This window comes from Vibrio sp. 2134-1 (assembly GCF_033339495.1).
Genome location: NZ_JAWOUS010000038.1, coordinates 1 through 16,325 on the forward strand (window position 1 = coordinate 1; position 16,325 = coordinate 16,325).

General features: G+C 46.4%; 15 protein-coding genes. 11 read left to right on the plus strand and 4 right to left on the minus strand.

Translation table 11 applies throughout. The features are described from left to right. Positions 1-134 precede the first annotated feature (134 nt). From gyrB to dnaA, 4 genes are all read right to left on the minus strand, one after another. Entirely contained in the window at positions 135-2,552 is a 2,418-nt protein-coding gene (gene gyrB / locus R7R78_RS22745) for a DNA topoisomerase (ATP-hydrolyzing) subunit B (RefSeq protein WP_005378841.1), read from the minus strand. Between the two features lie 13 nt (positions 2,553-2,565). After that, a complete protein-coding gene (gene recF / locus R7R78_RS22750) occupies positions 2,566-3,645 on the minus strand; it encodes a DNA replication/repair protein RecF (RefSeq protein WP_005378839.1) in 1,080 nt (359 codons plus the stop codon). A gap of 9 nt (positions 3,646-3,654) precedes the next feature. Then, the gene (dnaN, locus tag R7R78_RS22755; RefSeq protein ID WP_158157052.1) at positions 3,655-4,755 is read right to left on the minus strand and encodes a DNA polymerase III subunit beta; all 1,101 of its coding nucleotides are present in this window, start codon (positions 4,753-4,755) and stop codon (positions 3,655-3,657) included. A gap of 63 nt (positions 4,756-4,818) precedes the next feature. Then, the gene (dnaA, locus tag R7R78_RS22760) at positions 4,819-6,225 is read right to left on the minus strand and encodes a chromosomal replication initiator protein DnaA (protein WP_005378835.1); all 1,407 of its coding nucleotides are present in this window, start codon (positions 6,223-6,225) and stop codon (positions 4,819-4,821) included. Between the two features lie 412 nt (positions 6,226-6,637). Here dnaA and R7R78_RS22765 point away from each other — a divergent pair, with 412 nt between their 5' ends. The 11 genes from R7R78_RS22765 to rsmG form a co-directional block, all read left to right on the plus strand. Next, positions 6,638-7,384 carry an amino acid ABC transporter substrate-binding protein gene (locus R7R78_RS22765; protein WP_005378831.1) on the plus strand — a complete coding sequence of 249 codons (747 nt, stop codon included), beginning with the start codon at positions 6,638-6,640 and terminating at the stop codon, positions 7,382-7,384. A 114-nt stretch (positions 7,385-7,498) separates the two neighbouring features. Then, on the plus strand, positions 7,499-8,170 hold the full coding sequence (locus R7R78_RS22770; protein WP_005378829.1) for an amino acid ABC transporter permease: 672 nt from the start codon (positions 7,499-7,501) through the stop codon (positions 8,168-8,170). Next, positions 8,167-8,904, plus strand: coding sequence for an amino acid ABC transporter ATP-binding protein (locus R7R78_RS22775; RefSeq protein WP_005378827.1), 738 nt, complete (start codon positions 8,167-8,169; stop codon positions 8,902-8,904). Before R7R78_RS22770 ends, R7R78_RS22775 begins: the two co-directional genes overlap by 4 nt. A gap of 242 nt (positions 8,905-9,146) precedes the next feature. Next, positions 9,147-9,281, plus strand: a complete 135-nt coding sequence (gene rpmH, locus R7R78_RS22780; RefSeq protein WP_005378825.1) for a 50S ribosomal protein L34 — start codon at positions 9,147-9,149, stop codon at positions 9,279-9,281. A gap of 46 nt (positions 9,282-9,327) precedes the next feature. Then, on the plus strand, positions 9,328-9,651 hold the full coding sequence (gene rnpA / locus R7R78_RS22785) for a ribonuclease P protein component (RefSeq protein WP_005394102.1): 324 nt from the start codon (positions 9,328-9,330) through the stop codon (positions 9,649-9,651). Further along, positions 9,618-9,875, plus strand: a complete 258-nt coding sequence (gene yidD / locus R7R78_RS22790; protein ID WP_005378822.1) for a membrane protein insertion efficiency factor YidD — start codon at positions 9,618-9,620, stop codon at positions 9,873-9,875. The genes rnpA and yidD overlap by 34 nt, the downstream gene beginning before the upstream one ends. Positions 9,876-9,877: 2 nt before the next feature. Beyond that, a complete protein-coding gene (yidC, locus tag R7R78_RS22795; protein ID WP_005383834.1) occupies positions 9,878-11,500 on the plus strand; it encodes a membrane protein insertase YidC in 1,623 nt (540 codons plus the stop codon). 130 nt (positions 11,501-11,630) lie between these two features. Continuing rightward, positions 11,631-12,992 (plus strand): tRNA uridine-5-carboxymethylaminomethyl(34) synthesis GTPase MnmE, encoded by a 1,362-nt coding sequence (mnmE, locus tag R7R78_RS22800; RefSeq protein WP_005383836.1) that lies wholly within the window; start codon positions 11,631-11,633, stop codon positions 12,990-12,992. Positions 12,993-13,092: 100 nt separating this feature from the next. After that, positions 13,093-13,527 (plus strand): FMN-binding protein MioC, encoded by a 435-nt coding sequence (mioC, locus tag R7R78_RS22805; RefSeq protein WP_154204938.1) that lies wholly within the window; start codon positions 13,093-13,095, stop codon positions 13,525-13,527. 477 nt (positions 13,528-14,004) lie between these two features. After that, positions 14,005-15,900 (plus strand): tRNA uridine-5-carboxymethylaminomethyl(34) synthesis enzyme MnmG, encoded by a 1,896-nt coding sequence (gene mnmG / locus R7R78_RS22810; protein WP_005378901.1) that lies wholly within the window; start codon positions 14,005-14,007, stop codon positions 15,898-15,900. Continuing rightward, positions 15,900-16,325 (plus strand): 16S rRNA (guanine(527)-N(7))-methyltransferase RsmG (rsmG, locus tag R7R78_RS22815; RefSeq protein WP_225474268.1); only part of this gene is annotated, 426 nt, incomplete at its 3' end. The genes mnmG and rsmG, both read left to right, overlap by 1 nt.

A 16,325-nucleotide genomic window follows, 5' to 3' on the forward strand; every position in this document is an offset into this window, starting at 1 on the left:
AGTTCTTTTAGTTGTTGATTTCATAACACTCTCCAATTTTGGGGGTGGAAAGTGTCAACCTTATTTAGGACGGCACAGGTAAAACAAAAAAAGCAGCGATTTCTCGCTGCTTTTTACTATCACGAACAGTGTCGTTATACGTCTAGGTTCGCTACTTTCAGTGCGTTCTCTTCGATGAAGTTACGACGAGGTTCTACTTGGTCACCCATTAGCGTAGTGAACAGTTGATCTGCGCCTACCGCATCTTCAATCGTTACCTGCATCATACGACGAGTTTCTGGGTCCATGGTGGTTTCCCAAAGTTGGTCTGGGTTCATCTCACCTAGACCTTTGTAGCGCTGACGGCTTAAGCCACGCATTGACTCTTTCACTAACCAGTCAAGCGCTTCTGCAAAGTTTGCCACTGGCATAGTACGCTCACCACGTTTGATGTACGCGCCTTCTTCCAGAAGTCCATCAAGTGCTTCTGATAGATCAGCCAACTTGCCGTACTCTTTCGAGTTTAGGAAGTCGATGCTAATTGCATGTTCGTGCGTCACTCCGTGAGTACGAACCACAATCTTAGGCAAGTTTAAGCCTAGCTCTTCGTGCTGCTCAACTTCGTAGCTGTACTGGCTTGCACCCACTTCTTTCGCATTCAGCTGCTCAATAAGCTGCTTCGTCCACGCTTCCACAACTGATGCGTCATGGCATTGCTCTGGCGTTAGACGAGGAGTGTAAATCAACTCGTTTACCAAAGCACTTGGGTAGCGACGGCTCATACGTTCCGCCAGTTTAATACCCGCATTGTACTGTTGAACAAGCTTCTCTAGTGCTTCACCAGCCAGTGCAGGTGCTTCTGCGTTTACGTGTAGCGATGCATTATCCAGAGCTAATGATACTTGGTATTGGTTCATCGCTTCTTCATCTTTGATGTACTGCTCTTGTTTGCCTTTTTTCACTTTGTATAGTGGTGGCTGAGCGATGTAGACATAACCACGCTCGATAAGCTCTGGCATTTGACGGTAGAAGAAGGTCAACAGTAGCGTACGGATGTGCGAACCATCGACATCGGCATCGGTCATGATGATGATGTTGTGGTAACGAAGCTTGTCCGGGTTGTACTCGTCACGACCGATACCACAACCTAGTGCGGTGATCAGTGTTGCTACTTCTTGAGAAGATAGCATCTTGTCGAAACGTGCTTTTTCTACGTTAAGAATCTTACCTTTTAGCGGTAGGATCGCTTGGTTCTTACGGTTACGGCCTTGTTTTGCGGAGCCGCCTGCCGAATCACCCTCCACTATGTATAGTTCAGAGAGTGCCGGATCTTTTTCCTGACAGTCTGCAAGTTTACCTGGAAGGCCAGCTAGGTCTAGTGCACCTTTACGGCGCGTCATTTCACGAGCTTTACGCGCTGCTTCACGAGCACGTGCTGCATCGATGATTTTCGAACAAACCATCTTCGCTTCTGTCGGGTTCTCAATCAGGAACTCAGACAGTTTTTCACCCATTGCAGACTCAACAGCTGATTTCACTTCAGAAGAAACCAGTTTGTCTTTTGTTTGGCTTGAGAATTTAGGATCAGGCACTTTCACCGAAACAACCGCAGTTAGACCTTCACGCGCATCGTCGCCTGAAGTCGCTGTTTTCGCTTTCTTCGAGAAACCTTCTTTATCCATAAAGCTGTTCAATGTACGTGTTAGCGCAGCACGGAAACCAGCAAGGTGAGTACCACCATCACGCTGTGGGATATTGTTGGTAAAGCAGAAGATATTCTCTTGGAAACCATCGTTCCATTGCATCGCCACTTCAACTGAAATGCCGTCTTCACGCTCAGAATTAAAGTGGAAGATTTTTTCGATGATTGGCGTTTTGTTGGTGTTTAGGTGATCAACGAACGCTTGAATACCACCTTCATACATGAAGTGATCATGTTTGTCCGCTTCACGTTCATCAACCAATTTGATCGACACACCAGAGTTCAGGAATGACAGTTCACGCAGGCGTTTCGCCAGAATGTCATAGTGGAACTCAGTGTTAGAGAACGTCTCGGCACTTGGCCAGAAACGAATTTGTGTACCGGTTTTATCCGTATCACCCACAACGGCTAGTGGCGCTTGAGGCTCACCATGGCGGTAGGTTTGCGTATGGATATGACCACCACGATGAATCGTTAGCTCAACTTTCTCTGATAGTGCGTTTACTACTGAAACACCTACCCCGTGAAGACCACCCGATACTTTGTATGAGTTATCGTCGAACTTACCACCCGCGTGAAGAACCGTCATGATTACTTCTGCTGCAGAGACATTTTCCTCAGAGTGGATTTCTGTTGGAATGCCACGACCATCATCGCTAACGGAAACCGAGTTATCCTCATGAATTGTCACAACGATGTCTTTACAGTGACCTGCCAACGCTTCATCAATTGAGTTATCCACCACCTCGAAAACCATGTGGTGAAGGCCGGTGCCGTCGTCCGTATCGCCGATGTACATTCCTGGACGCTTACGTACCGCATCCAGACCCTTCAGTACCTTAATACTCGATGAATCGTAATTTTCAGACATGAGTTTCTCTCTTCTAGTTTGACTCTATCCTGCCATGTTCCACATGAAACAATTTACCGTTATCGTCCAACATATCGGCGATTTGGCTTTCAGTGATAGAGCTTACAAATACTTGTGCGCCCGTCTCTTTTAAGCAGTCAGCAAGACGCTTGCGACGTTGGCTATCTAATTCCGACGCGAAGTCATCAATTAGGTAAATGCATTGTTTACCGGCCATCTCTGTCAGGTGTTGCCCTTGCGCTACACGCAATGCACACACCATGAGTTTTAATTGACCGCGTGACAGAACATCTTCAACGGGCGTTCCGTTCACTTTAATGCGCAAATCAGCTTTGTTTGGGCCACTAAAGGTGTATCCCAATGCCTGATCACGCTCAAAATTCTTTTCTAGTATCTCGTGGTATGGAGTGTCTTTATCCCAGCCACGATAATACTTCAATTGGATCTCAAATTCTGGCAAAAATGTCTGACAGATAGTTTCTGCGACAGTTTTCATCTGCTCGATGTAACTTGCTCGCCATTGGCTGATGTTTTCAGCCAATCCTGCCATTTCCTGATCCCAATAACTGAGCTCACGATAACTATTGGCGGTTTTCAACAACGCGTTGCGCTGCTTGTTCAGGCGCTTGAACCTTCCCCATGCTTGATAAAAAGCGGGCTCGGTATGAAACACGCCCCAATCAATAAACGCACGACGATGTTTAGGGCCATCTGTCAGTAAATCAAACCCTTCTGGGTGTATCAACTGCAGAGGCAGAACTTGTGCCAACTGCGCTAATTTTTGTCCAGATTGACCGCCTATTTTAACCTCTGTTGAGCCATCACGCTGCTTATTAATGCCGATAGGTAGCTCAAATTGATCCGAGTTCAAAAAACGACCATGAACAAACAGTTCGTCACACTCATTTTGTATCACTCGTCCGGTGAGAGAGCTCTTGAATGAGCGGCCATGCCCGAGCAGATAAACCGCTTCTAAGACACTGGTTTTACCGCTGCCGTTCGGCCCGATAAGAAAGTTAAAGCCTGCTGATAACTCAATATCACAGGCTTTAATGTTTCGAAACTGCTGAATGATGAGGCGAGAAAGTGGCATTCAGATGGCTTATAGACGAATTGGCATCACCACGTACATGGCACTGTCGTCGTCTGCGTTTTCAATCAACGCACTTGCGTTCGCATCTGACATCGACACACGCACGTTATCGCAACGCAGTGTATTAAGCACATCAAGCACGTAGCTAACGTTGAAGCCGATCTCGATAGCGTCACCTTCAAAGGTCACGTCTAGCATTTCTTCTGCTTCTTCTTGCTCTGGGTTATTGGCAGTAATGCGCATTTCAGTATCAGCCAGATTCACACGCACGCCACGGAATTTTTCGTTGGAAAGAATCGCAGCACGAGAGAAGGCTTGGCGCAACTCGTCACAACTTGCTATTAGGGTCTTATTGGTGCTCTGAGGCAATACACGGCGGTAATCAGGGAAACGACCATCAACCAACTTAGAGGTAAAAGTAAAGTTATTCACCTCAGCACGAACATTGGAGCTACCGATCTGAAGTACTACGGGCTGCTCTGGCGCATCCATCAACTTTACTAATTCTTGCACACCTTTGCGTGGCACGATGATTTGCTTCTGCGCAAAGTCCGCACCTAGCTGAGTTTGCGATACCGCCATACGGTGGCCGTCCGTCGCCACGCTGCGTAGCGTGGTGCCGTCAATTTCAAACAACATGCCGTTGAGGTAGTAACGAACGTCTTGATTCGCCATCGAGAACTGAGTTTTGTCGATCAGCGTACGTAAATCAGCTTGGCTCAGTGATACTTCCACTTCGCTTTGCCAATCTTCAATATTAGGGAAATCGTTCGCAGGAAGCGTTGCCAACGAGAAACGGCTGCGACCAGAGCGAACTTGTACGCGATCACCTTCTAATACAAATGTGATGATCGCATCGTCCGGTAAACCACGGCAGATATCGAGAAACTTACGCGAAGGAACGGTAATGCTGCCCGCTTCAAAATCACCTTCTAGCGTCACTTTGCTTACTAACTCTACTTCAAGATCGGTTGCCGTCATCGACAATACGTTCTCTTCTACTTTAAGAAGTAGGTTACCCAGGATTGGCAGAGTTGGTCGGCCACCTAAAGCGCCCGAAACCTGCTGTAGCGGTTTGATTAAATGACTACGTTCAATGGTAAATTTCATGCTTGGCTCTTTACGCTGTCAGCTCAATAAATGATTTGCTTAGAATACCGTTATTCTAACCGATTACGAAGACAGGGTGCGAATCAAGTTAGAGTAATCTTCTTTAATGTCGTGGCTCTCTTCACGCAGCTGCTCAATCTTGCGACAAGCATGAAGTACGGTCGTATGATCGCGCCCCCCAAACGCATCGCCAATTTCAGGCAAACTGTGGTTGGTTAGCTCTTTTGCTAACGCCATAGCCAGCTGACGAGGACGCGCTACAGAACGAGAACGACGCTTAGACAGCAAGTCCGCCACTTTAATCTTGTAGTATTCCGCCACGGTCTTTTGAATGTTATCGATCGTCACCAGCTTCTCTTGTAGAGCAAGCAGATCGCGCAGCGCTTCACGCACAAAATCAATCGTGATTGGACGACCAGTAAAGTTCGCGTTCGCGATAACACGGTTCAATGCACCTTCTAGCTCACGAACGTTCGAACGCAGACGCTTGGCAATGAAGAATGCCACTTCATCAGCAAGGTGGATTTGGTGATCTTCAGCTTTTTTCATCAAGATCGCCACACGCGTTTCAAGCTCAGGCGGCTCGATCGCAACAGTAAGACCCCAACCAAAGCGAGATTTAAGACGATCTTCAACGCCATTAATTTCTTTAGGATAACGGTCAGACGTTAGAATGATCTGCTGATTACCTTCCAATAGTGCGTTGAAGGTATGGAAGAATTCTTCTTGCGAACGTTCTTTATTAGCAAAGAATTGGATGTCATCGATAAGGAGTGCATCCACACTGCGGTAGTAGCGTTTGAATTCTTCAATCGCATTGTTTTGCAGCGCTTTCACCATGTCTTGCACAAAACGTTCTGAGTGCATGTAGACCACTTTTGCGTTCGGGTTGTTATCCACAATCGCGTTGCCCACCGCATGCAACAAGTGCGTTTTACCCAAGCCCGTGCCACCGTATAGGAACAGCGGGTTGTATGCTGCACCAGGATTATCCGATACCTGACGCGCCGCAGCCAAACCCAGTTGGTTCGACTTACCTTCAACAAAGTTGTCGAACTTGTGTTTTGGGTTCATGTTTGAGCGGTGATTGATAGCCGCAATCGCTTGAGCGTCGTCATCCCAGGTTTTGTGTACTGGCTTACGCGCCTGTAATTGCGCAGGTGCAGATGACTCGGCAGCCACATCTGCAGGCGTACGTGTCGGCGCTGGTTTTGGAGCAGAGACAGGTCGGCTCCCCACTTCAAAACGTAAGTTAGGAATATCGCCACCGCAGTATTCCTGCAGTAAGCGAGTAATATTGTTCAGATACTTATCACGCACCCAGTCCAACACAAAGCGGTTTGGCGCGAATAGAGTGAGAGTATTGTCATTGAGCTCCGCTTGTAGCGGACGAACCCACATGCTGAATTCTGTAGCTGGTAGCTCTTCTTGAAGCTGCTGCAAACATTGCAGCCAAAGCGAAGATGACACGGTGCCCCCACTGAGTAATTGAATTATCGGAAAAGACTGGCAATTTTACCTGTTGATAACCAAGATCGCCAGCGATTGATCGACGATCCAGTGAATAAGATCCAAGTTATTCACAATTATTTCTGCAAACTTGATGAGATCAACACACCTTGCCCCAAATTTGCCCACACAACGATCCACAATTGGGCAAAATTCACAAGATCGAGCGATTGGTGATAAGTCTGTGTATTATTTTATTCCCAATGCTGATTTTGTCGATCATTTCGCTAGGTTCAGTTCGCATTTTCGTCACATTTAACATTCTTCTTCTATTATCTAATAACTCACAGGTCTAGGTTATTGCTCTTGGTTATTTATTTAATTGAGCTAACTAACAGTAGTATTTCCAACCATAAAATTATGGAGATGTATTATGAAAAACTGGATTAAGGTTGCCGTTGCAGCCATTGCACTGTCGGCAGCAACCGTACAAGCCGCTACTGAAGTCAAAGTTGGTATGTCAGGTCGCTACTTCCCGTTTACTTTTGTAAAGCAAGACAAGCTACAAGGCTTTGAAGTCGACATGTGGGATGAAATCGGTAAACGTAACGATTACAAAATCGAATACGTAACAGCCAACTTCTCTGGTTTATTTGGTCTTTTAGAAACTGGTCGTATCGATACGATCTCCAACCAAATCACCATGACTGATGAGCGTAAAGCTAAATACCTATTTGCTGACCCTTACGTTGTAGATGGCGCACAAATTACCGTGCGTAAAGGCAACGACAGCATCAAAGGTGTTGACGATCTTGCGGGCAAAACCGTTGCGGTCAACCTAGGCTCTAACTTTGAGCAACTACTGCGTCAATACGACAAAGACGGCAAGATCAACATTAAAACGTACGACACAGGTATCGAACATGACGTGGCGCTCGGTCGTGCAGACGCGTTTGTAATGGATCGTCTTTCTGCGTTAGAGCTGATTAAGAAAACTGGCCTTCCTCTGGAATTGGCAGGTGAACCGTTTGAGACCATTCAAAACGCATGGCCTTTCGTTGACAACGAGAAAGGTCGTAAACTGCAAGAAGAAGTAAACAAAGCACTGGCTGAGATGCGCGCAGATGGTACAGTAGAGAAAATTTCCGTGAAGTGGTTTGGCGCTGACATCACGAAATAAGAACTCTTTGTACTTTAGGCCGCAAAGTGGTATCACTCTCGGACTAAAATAAACTTACGTAAAGGTGGAACTTGTTTTCCACCTTTTCTTTTCTCTAGCCTTTAGGTAAGCCGTATGGGATTTGACTTTAATTACATGTTGGAACTGTTGCCGATATTGCTGAAATATCTTGGCACAACCATGGAAATGGCGACATGGGGATTGGTGTTTTCGCTGATTTTATCCGTCATTTTAGCCAATATTCGCGTATTTAAACTGCCAGTTCTGGATCAATTAAGCCAACTGTACATCAGCTTCTTCCGTGGCACCCCACTGTTGGTTCAGCTTTTCCTGCTTTATTACGGCTTACCGCAAATTTTTCCATTGATGGTCGGTATCGACGCCTTTTCAGCAGCGGTTATCGGTTTAACGCTGCACTTTGCCGCTTATATGGCGGAAAGTATTCGTGCCGCCATTATTGGCATTGATCGCAGCCAAATGGAAGCGAGCTTATCGGTCGGTATGACGACATCCCAAGCAATGCGCCGAGTGATTTTACCTCAAGCAACGCGTGTCGCACTGCCTTCATTGATGAACTACTTCATCGATATGATCAAGTCAACGTCTCTCGCTTTCACGCTTGGTGTGGCCGAAATCATGGCGAAAGCACAGATGGAAGCCTCATCAAGTTTCCGTTTCTTTGAAGCTTTCCTTGCGGTTGCTCTTATTTACTGGGGCGTGGTGGTGATTCTGACTCGCGTACAAATCTGGGCAGAAGCAAAACTGAATAAGGCGTACGTACGATGATTAAGTTAGAAAATATTCACAAACGTTTTGGTGAGACTGAAGTGCTGAAAGGCATCGACCTCGATATTAAGCAAGGTGAGATCATCGTGATTATCGGCTCAAGTGGTACGGGTAAATCAACCTTGCTGCGTACGGTGAACTTTCTAGAACAAGCAGATGAAGGTCGTATCACGATAGATGACATCTCCGTTGATACTCAAAAACACACTAAAGCCGAAGTATTAGCGCTGCGTCGTCGAACTGGCTTTGTGTTCCAAAACTATGCCCTGTTTGCCCACATGAATGCGCGCCAGAACATTGCCGAAGGTCTAGTGACCGTTCGAGGCTGGAAAAAAGCCGATGCTCTCAAACGAGCGCAACAAATTCTGGATGACATCGGTCTTGGGGATAAAGGCGATAGTTATCCAGCAGCATTGTCTGGCGGCCAACAACAACGTGTGGGTATCGGCCGAGCGATGGCGCTGCAACCAGAACTGCTGTTGTTTGACGAACCAACTTCTGCGCTGGATCCTGAATGGGTCGGTGAAGTTCTCTCATTAATGAAGAAGTTAGCTAATCAGCATCAAACCATGCTGGTGGTGACGCACGAGATGCAATTCGCGAAAGAAGTCGCTGATAGAGTGATCTTCATGGCGGAAGGCAATATCGTTGAGCAAGGTTCTCCACAGGATATCTTCGATAATCCACAAGATCCTCGTTTGAAAAAATTCCTTAACCAAGTAGGAATAGAGTAACGATCAAGCATCAGGATCGATTGATCCTTGAGATTTTACTCACACTACGTATAATCGCCCGGCCGGAATTTCGTACTCATTGAGTCATTGACACATTATGTGAGTGTGATTACAATTCCGCCTCTTTGTTGAGAGGCGTCGGTTGTCCTTCTCTATATAAAGAGCTTCTTTATATAAGAAAGCAAATACCCACGCCGGGTTTAACAAGAACCTAAAACTACTGATCAGTAAAGGTAATTATCATGAAACGCACTTTTCAACCTACAGTTCTAAAGCGCAAGCGTACTCACGGCTTCCGTGCTCGCATGGCAACTAAGAACGGTCGTAAAGTTATCAACGCACGTCGTGCAAAAGGCCGTGCGCGCCTATCAAAATAATCGCTAGTTTATTTTGAACACGTACGCGTTTAATCGGGAGTTACGTTTGTTAACTCCCGAGCATTATCAAAACGTCTTCCAGCAAGCTCATCGAGCTGGCTCGCCTCATTTCACCATCATTGCTCGCAATAACAAACTTTCTCACCCACGATTAGGTTTAGCGGTTCCCAAAAAGCAAATCAAAACGGCTGTCGGTCGTAACCGATTTAAGCGTTTGGCTCGTGAAAGCTTTCGTAACAATCAACATCAGCTTCCAAACAAAGATTTTGTTGTGATTGCGAAGAAAAGCGCGCAAGATTTAAGCAATGAGGAAATTTTTAAGTTGTTTGATAAGCTATGGCAACGCCTGTCTCGCCCTTCACGTGGATAGCCATTGGGCTCGTTTATCTGTATCGCTGGTTTATCAGCCCTTTGATTGGTCCTCGTTGCCGGTTCACACCAACCTGTTCCACTTACGCGCTAGAAGCTTTGAGAGCTCACGGTTTTGTAAAAGGATGTTGGTTATCAGGCAAACGTCTATTAAAATGCCACCCTTTGAATGAAGGGGGGTATGACCCCGTTCCACCAGTCCAAAAACAAGACAGAGATAACTAACGATGGATTCTCAACGTAATATCCTGCTCATCGGTTTGGCCCTGGTTTCTTTTTTGCTGTTTCAACAATGGCAAGTTGCAAAGAATCCAGAACCTCAAGCAGTTGAACAGGCTCAATCAAGCAGCACTCTACCTGCACCATCTTTTGCTGATGAACTTGACCCAGTTCCTGGTCAACAGCAAGCTTCTGCAAAAACTATCACAGTAACGACTGATGTTTTAACTCTGTCGATCGACACCGTTGGTGGCGATGTGGTACATGCCAACCTTAACGAATACTCTGCTGAGTTAGATTCATCAGATTCCTTTGTTCTGCTTAAAGACGCTCAAGGTCACCAATTTATCGCTCAAAGCGGTCTAGTGGGCCCTCAAGGTATCGACTTGAGCAGCACAAATCGCCCTCACTACAACGTAAGTGCAGACAGCTTCACAATGGCTGACGGTCAAGATGAACTTCGCGTTCCGATGACATTCACTGCAAACGGTATCGAATACACCAAAACTTACATCTTTAAACGCGGCAGCTACGCGCTTAATGTTGAATACGATGTAGTGAACAACTCAGGCAACAACGCAACATTTGGTATGTACGCTCACCTACGTCAAAACCTAATGGACGATGGTGGTAGCATCACAATGCCTACTTACCGTGGTGGCGCATACTCAACAGAAGATACGCGTTACAAGAAGTACAGCTTTGATGATATGCAGGATCGCAACCTGTCTCTTAACCTAGCCGATGGCCAAGGTTGGGCAGCAATGATTCAGCACTACTTTGCCGCAGCTTGGATCCCACGTAACGAACCAGGTACTAACCTATACACTCGTGTAATTGGCAACCTAGGCGACATCGGCGTTCGTATGCCGAACAAAACTATCGCAACAGGCGATCAGGCTAAGTTTGAAGCAACACTTTGGGTTGGTCCAAAACTGCAAGATGAAATGGCAGAAGTGGCACCTAACCTAGACCTAGTAGTGGACTACGGCTGGTTATGGTTCATTGCGAAGCCTCTTCATATGTTGCTTTCATTCATCCAGAGCTTTGTTGGTAACTGGGGTGTGGCAATCATCTGTCTGACCTTCATCGTTCGTGGTGCAATGTACCCACTAACAAAAGCGCAATACACGTCTATGGCGAAAATGCGCATGCTACAGCCTAAGCTGCAAGCAATGCGTGAGCGTATCGGTGATGACCGTCAGCGCATGAGCCAAGAAATGATGGAACTGTACAAGAAAGAGAAAGTGAACCCACTAGGTGGCTGTTTACCTCTTATCCTACAGATGCCTATTTTCATCGCGCTTTACTGGGCACTAATGGAATCGGTAGAGCTACGTCACTCTCCATTCTTCGGTTGGATTCATGACCTTTCAGCACAGGACCCTTACTACATCCTGCCACTATTGATGGGTGCGTCTATGTTCCTAATCCAGAAGATGAGCCCGACAACGGTAACGGATCCAATGCAGCAGAAGATCATGACCTTTATGCCGGTTATGTTTACCTTCTTCTTCTTGTTCTTCCCATCAGGTCTCGTTCTGTACTGGTTGGTGTCGAACATCGTAACGCTTATCCAGCAAACTCTGATCTACAAAGGATTAGAGAAAAAAGGCTTACACAGCAAGTAACCTTTTAGGAAATGATTGAGAAAGGCGGCCAAAAGGTCGCCTTTTTGTTTTTGGCTGATTACAATTCAGCTAATTAATTGTGATGGCTCCCTAGGTATCTTCCCTATAGCCCAGCTCAAAAGGCAAAATTATGACTACAGATACGATTGTCGCTCAAGCGACCGCGCCTGGTCGTGGCGGTGTCGGTATTATTCGAGTTTCTGGCCCTAAAGCCAACCAAGTGGCGTTAGAAGTCACTGGCAAAACACTAAAGCCCCGCTACGCAGAGTACCTGCCGTTTAAGTCAGAAGATGGCACTGTGCTTGATCAGGGCATCGCACTGTACTTCCCTAACCCACACTCATTTACAGGTGAAGACGTACTTGAGCTGCAAGGCCATGGCGGCCCTGTCGTGATGGATATGCTGATAAAACGCATTCTAGGTATAGATGGTATTCGAGCTGCTCGCCCTGGTGAGTTCTCTGAACGCGCATTTCTGAACGATAAACTCGACTTAGCTCAAGCCGAAGCGATTGCAGACCTCATTGATGCCAGTTCTGAAGAAGCAGCAAAATCGGCGCTGCAATCCTTACAGGGCGCATTTTCAGGCCGCATTAATACCTTAGTTGAGTCGCTGATTCATTTGCGTATCTATGTTGAAGCAGCCATCGACTTCCCTGAAGAAGAGATCGACTTTTTGGCCGACGGTAAAGTGGCTGGTGACCTACAAGCCATCATCGACAACCTAGATGCGGTGCGCAAAGAAGCTAACCAAGGCGCTATTATGCGTGAAGGGATGAAAGTCGTGATTGCGGGTCGTCCAAATGCGGGCAAATCAAGCCTGCTGAACGCGCTATCGGGTAAAGAGTCTGCAATCGTAACCGACATCGCAGGAACTACGCGTGATGTACTGCGTGAGCATATCCATATTGATGGCATGCCTCTGCACATCATCGATACTGCAGGTTTGCGTGATGCTTCCGATGAAGTAGAGAAAATCGGTATCGAACGCGCGTGGGATGAAATAGCCCAAGCAGACCGCGTGTTGTTCATGGTGGATGGCACGACAACCGATGCCACCGATCCGAAAGATATCTGGCCAGATTTTGTGGATCGCCTACCAGACAACATTGGCATAACTGTGATCCGTAATAAAGCGGATCAAACGGGTGAAGATATGGGGATCTGCCACGTCAATAACCCTACTCTTATCCGTTTGTCAGCGAAGACTGGTGCAGGGGTTGAAGCTCTGCGCGATCATCTCAAGGAGTGTATGGGCTTCTCTGGCAACAGTGAAGGTGGGTTTATGGCTCGTCGTCGTCATCTCGATGCATTAGAACGTGCCGCACAGCACCTTCAAATAGGCCAGGAGCAGCTTGAAGGCTATATGGCAGGTGAAATATTGGCTGAAGAGCTACGCATCACCCAACAACATCTCAATGAGATTACCGGTGAGTTCAGTTCTGACGACTTACTGGGACGAATCTTCTCTTCATTCTGTATCGGGAAGTAAATAATCGAACGCGCGGTGCTGAGCTTAACTCACACCGCGTTTCTTTTTGTACGGCAAGCCATCCATGAGCTTTAGCCGTCGCATTCAATAAGGAAGAAGTATGATCCACATTATTACAGGCAGCACGTTAGGTGGCGCAGAATACGTAGGGGATCACCTGAGTGATCTACTCAACGAGAATGGATTTGAAACAACGATCCACAACCAGCCTTCCCTCTGTGATATCGAAAATCAAGGTACGTGGTTGGTGATCACCTCTACACATGGAGCTGGTGAGTATCCTGATAATATCCAACCTTTTATCGCAGCATTACAAAATACACCGCCAAAAATGACTGATGTAAAATTTGCGGTGATTGCGATTGGTGACTCTAGCTACGATACGTTCTGTGCCGCTGGTCAACACGCTTATGATTTATTAGAGGATATTGGTGCAACCCCTCTCGCAGATTGCTTTAAAATCGATGTACTGAGCCATGATGTGCCAGAAGACGCCGCAGAGATGTGGTTAAAAGAGAATATCGAACGTTTTTAAACTCACGACTTTCCCTTCAACAGAGTCGAAATTCGGCTCTGTTTTCTCCCATGTGAATAACTCCCACCAAATTATTTTGTTTAACCGCTCAAAAACCAACCAAACAGACTGTGGATAACTACAATAAGATCCAGTGATTTTCCTTTAGTTATCCCAATAACAACTTTGATCAATTTTACCCCCTGTGTATAACTACCACTTTTGATCCCAGGTAATCCTCGATCTGATCCAATCATGATCACAAGATATGATCCAAAGAAGATCCATGATCTTGTTGATCATTTTTAGGTTATCCACAGAAACGGTCGATCCTAATAGTAGATCTAATAAAAGATCATATATATAGATCTTATATATATTTATCTTGAAGCTTAAAACGGATAAAACGAGAAAACGTTTTTCTCTCTGGCATAAAGCAGGTAAAATACGGCTCCTTTATCTGTCCATTAAATCCCTTTGAATACCTGAGGTCAGTTCATGCTTTATCACGAAAACTTTGACGTCATTGTTGTCGGTGGCGGACACGCAGGAACGGAAGCCGCGCTCGCATCTGCACGCACAGGACAAAAAACGCTTCTCCTTACCCATAACATCGATACATTAGGCCAGATGTCTTGTAATCCGGCGATCGGTGGTATTGGTAAAGGTCACTTAGTAAAAGAAGTAGATGCTATGGGCGGTTTGATGGCTGAAGCCATCGACCATGCAGGTATTCAGTTTCGTACACTAAATGCCTCCAAAGGTCCTGCAGTACGAGCAACTCGAGCTCAAGCCGATCGCGCTCTGTACAAAGCGTACGTTCGTAATGCATTAGAAAATGCGCCTAACTTAACGTTGTTCCAGCAATCAGTTGATGATCTGATTGTTGAACAAGATCGCGCAGTTGGTGTGGTAACTCAAATGGGACTTCGCTTCCATGCGAAAGCCGTTGTGCTAACCGTGGGTACCTTCCTTGGTGGTAAGATCCACATAGGTATGGAAAGCTCGTCTGGTGGTCGTGCCGGGGATCCACCATCGATCGCATTAGCGGATCGACTGCGTGAACTGCCGTTCCGCGTGGATCGTTTAAAAACAGGTACTCCACCGCGCATTGATGCTCGTACTGTTGATTTTTCAGTGCTAGAAGCTCAGCACGGTGATAACCCAACGCCTGTATTCTCGTTCATGGGCAAACGTGAACAGCATCCGCGTCAGATTCCATGTTTCATCACCCACACCAATGAACAAACTCACGATGTGATCCGCAGTAACTTGGATCGCAGTCCAATGTACGCAGGTGTGATTGAAGGTATTGGTCCTCGTTACTGTCCGTCTATTGAAGACAAAGTGATGCGTTTCGCTGACAAAAACAGCCACCAAATCTTCATTGAGCCAGAAGGCCTAACCACGCACGAGTTATACCCTAATGGTATCTCGACCAGCTTGCCATTTGATGTGCAAGTACAAATCGTGCGCTCAATGAAAGGGTTTGAAAATGCACACATCGTTCGCCCAGGTTATGCGATTGAATATGATTTCTTCGATCCACGTGATTTGAAGCAAACGTACGAGACGAAGTTCATCCATGGTTTGTTCTTTGCTGGCCAGATTAATGGCACGACTGGCTACGAAGAAGCCGCAGCGCAAGGCTTGATGGCCGGTCTAAATGCAAGCTTGTTTAGCCAAGACAAAGAAGGCTGGAGCCCACGTCGTGACCAAGCTTACATGGGCGTGTTGATTGATGACTTATCGACCATGGGTACCAAAGAGCCGTACCGCATGTTCACTTCTCGTGCGGAATACCGCCTGCTACTTCGTGAAGATAACGCCGATTTACGTTTAACGGAAAAAGCGCGCGAGCTAGGCTTGATTGATGATGTTCGTTGGGCTCGCTTTAACGAGAAAATCAACAATATGGAAACGGAGCGTCAGCGTTTGAAAGCAACGTGGATGAATCCGAAGTCAGAGGGTGTTGATGAGCTGAACAAGCTGCTGAAAACCCCAATGGCCCGTGAAGCGAGTGGTGAGGATCTTCTGCGTCGTCCTGAGATCACTTATTCGCAACTGACGCAACTTGAAGCGTTTGCTCCTGCACTTGAAGATCAGCAAGCGGCTGAGCAAGTTGAAATTCAAGTGAAATATGATGGTTACATCAAGCGTCAGCAGGAAGAGATCGAAAAATCACTGCGTCACGAAAATACCAAGTTACCTGCTGATTTGGATTACCGCGATGTAAAAGGTTTATCAAACGAAGTCGTTGCTAAACTGAGCGAGGCCAAACCAGAGAGCATCGGTATTGCATCACGCATTTCTGGTATTACGCCTGCTGCAATTTCTATTCTACTTGTTCACTTGAAAAAGCATGGTTTGCTGAAGAAAGGTGAGGAAGAATAATGAGTGCATTGCGAACAAAGCTGGATTCACTGATCGCGAAAACCGATTTGGAAGTGTCAGAACAGCAACGAGAGCAGTTAGTTGGTTATGTCGAACTGCTCGACAAATGGAACAAAGCGTACAATTTAACATCGGTACGTGATCCGCTTGATATGTTAGTGAAACATATTCTTGATAGTATCGTTGTAAGCGCACACCTGCCCGGTGAGCGCTTCATTGATGTTGGTACTGGTCCGGGGTTACCGGGCATCCCTTTGGCAATCATGAACCCTGAGAAAACCTTCTTTTTGCTCGACAGTCTTGGCAAACGCATCCGTTTTATCAAGCAAGTCGTGCACACATTAGGGCTGAAAAACGTGACACCAATTCAAAGTCGCGTCGAAGAATTCCAACCTGAAGAAAAATTTGATGGCGTTTTGAGTCGA

What these genes read in the sequence shown, in the direction of transcription:
- rpmH (WP_005378825.1), top strand. Translation starts at nt 9,147, where the DNA reads ATGAAACGCACTTTTCAACCTACAGTTCTAAAGCGCAAGCGTACTCAC.
- dnaN (WP_158157052.1), bottom strand. Translation starts at nt 4,755, where the DNA reads ATGAAATTTACCATTGAACGTAGTCATTTAATCAAACCGCTACAGCAG.
- recF (WP_005378839.1), bottom strand. Translation starts at nt 3,645, where the DNA reads ATGCCACTTTCTCGCCTCATCATTCAGCAGTTTCGAAACATTAAAGCC.
- R7R78_RS22775 (WP_005378827.1), top strand. Translation starts at nt 8,167, where the DNA reads ATGATTAAGTTAGAAAATATTCACAAACGTTTTGGTGAGACTGAAGTG.
- yidC (WP_005383834.1), top strand. Translation starts at nt 9,878, where the DNA reads ATGGATTCTCAACGTAATATCCTGCTCATCGGTTTGGCCCTGGTTTCT.
- R7R78_RS22770 (WP_005378829.1), top strand. Translation starts at nt 7,499, where the DNA reads ATGGGATTTGACTTTAATTACATGTTGGAACTGTTGCCGATATTGCTG.
- mnmE (WP_005383836.1), top strand. Translation starts at nt 11,631, where the DNA reads ATGACTACAGATACGATTGTCGCTCAAGCGACCGCGCCTGGTCGTGGC.
- R7R78_RS22765 (WP_005378831.1), top strand. Translation starts at nt 6,638, where the DNA reads ATGAAAAACTGGATTAAGGTTGCCGTTGCAGCCATTGCACTGTCGGCA.
- mioC (WP_154204938.1), top strand. Translation starts at nt 13,093, where the DNA reads ATGATCCACATTATTACAGGCAGCACGTTAGGTGGCGCAGAATACGTA.
- mnmG (WP_005378901.1), top strand. Translation starts at nt 14,005, where the DNA reads ATGCTTTATCACGAAAACTTTGACGTCATTGTTGTCGGTGGCGGACAC.
- gyrB (WP_005378841.1), bottom strand. Translation starts at nt 2,552, where the DNA reads ATGTCTGAAAATTACGATTCATCGAGTATTAAGGTACTGAAGGGTCTG.
- yidD (WP_005378822.1), top strand. Translation starts at nt 9,618, where the DNA reads ATGGCAACGCCTGTCTCGCCCTTCACGTGGATAGCCATTGGGCTCGTT.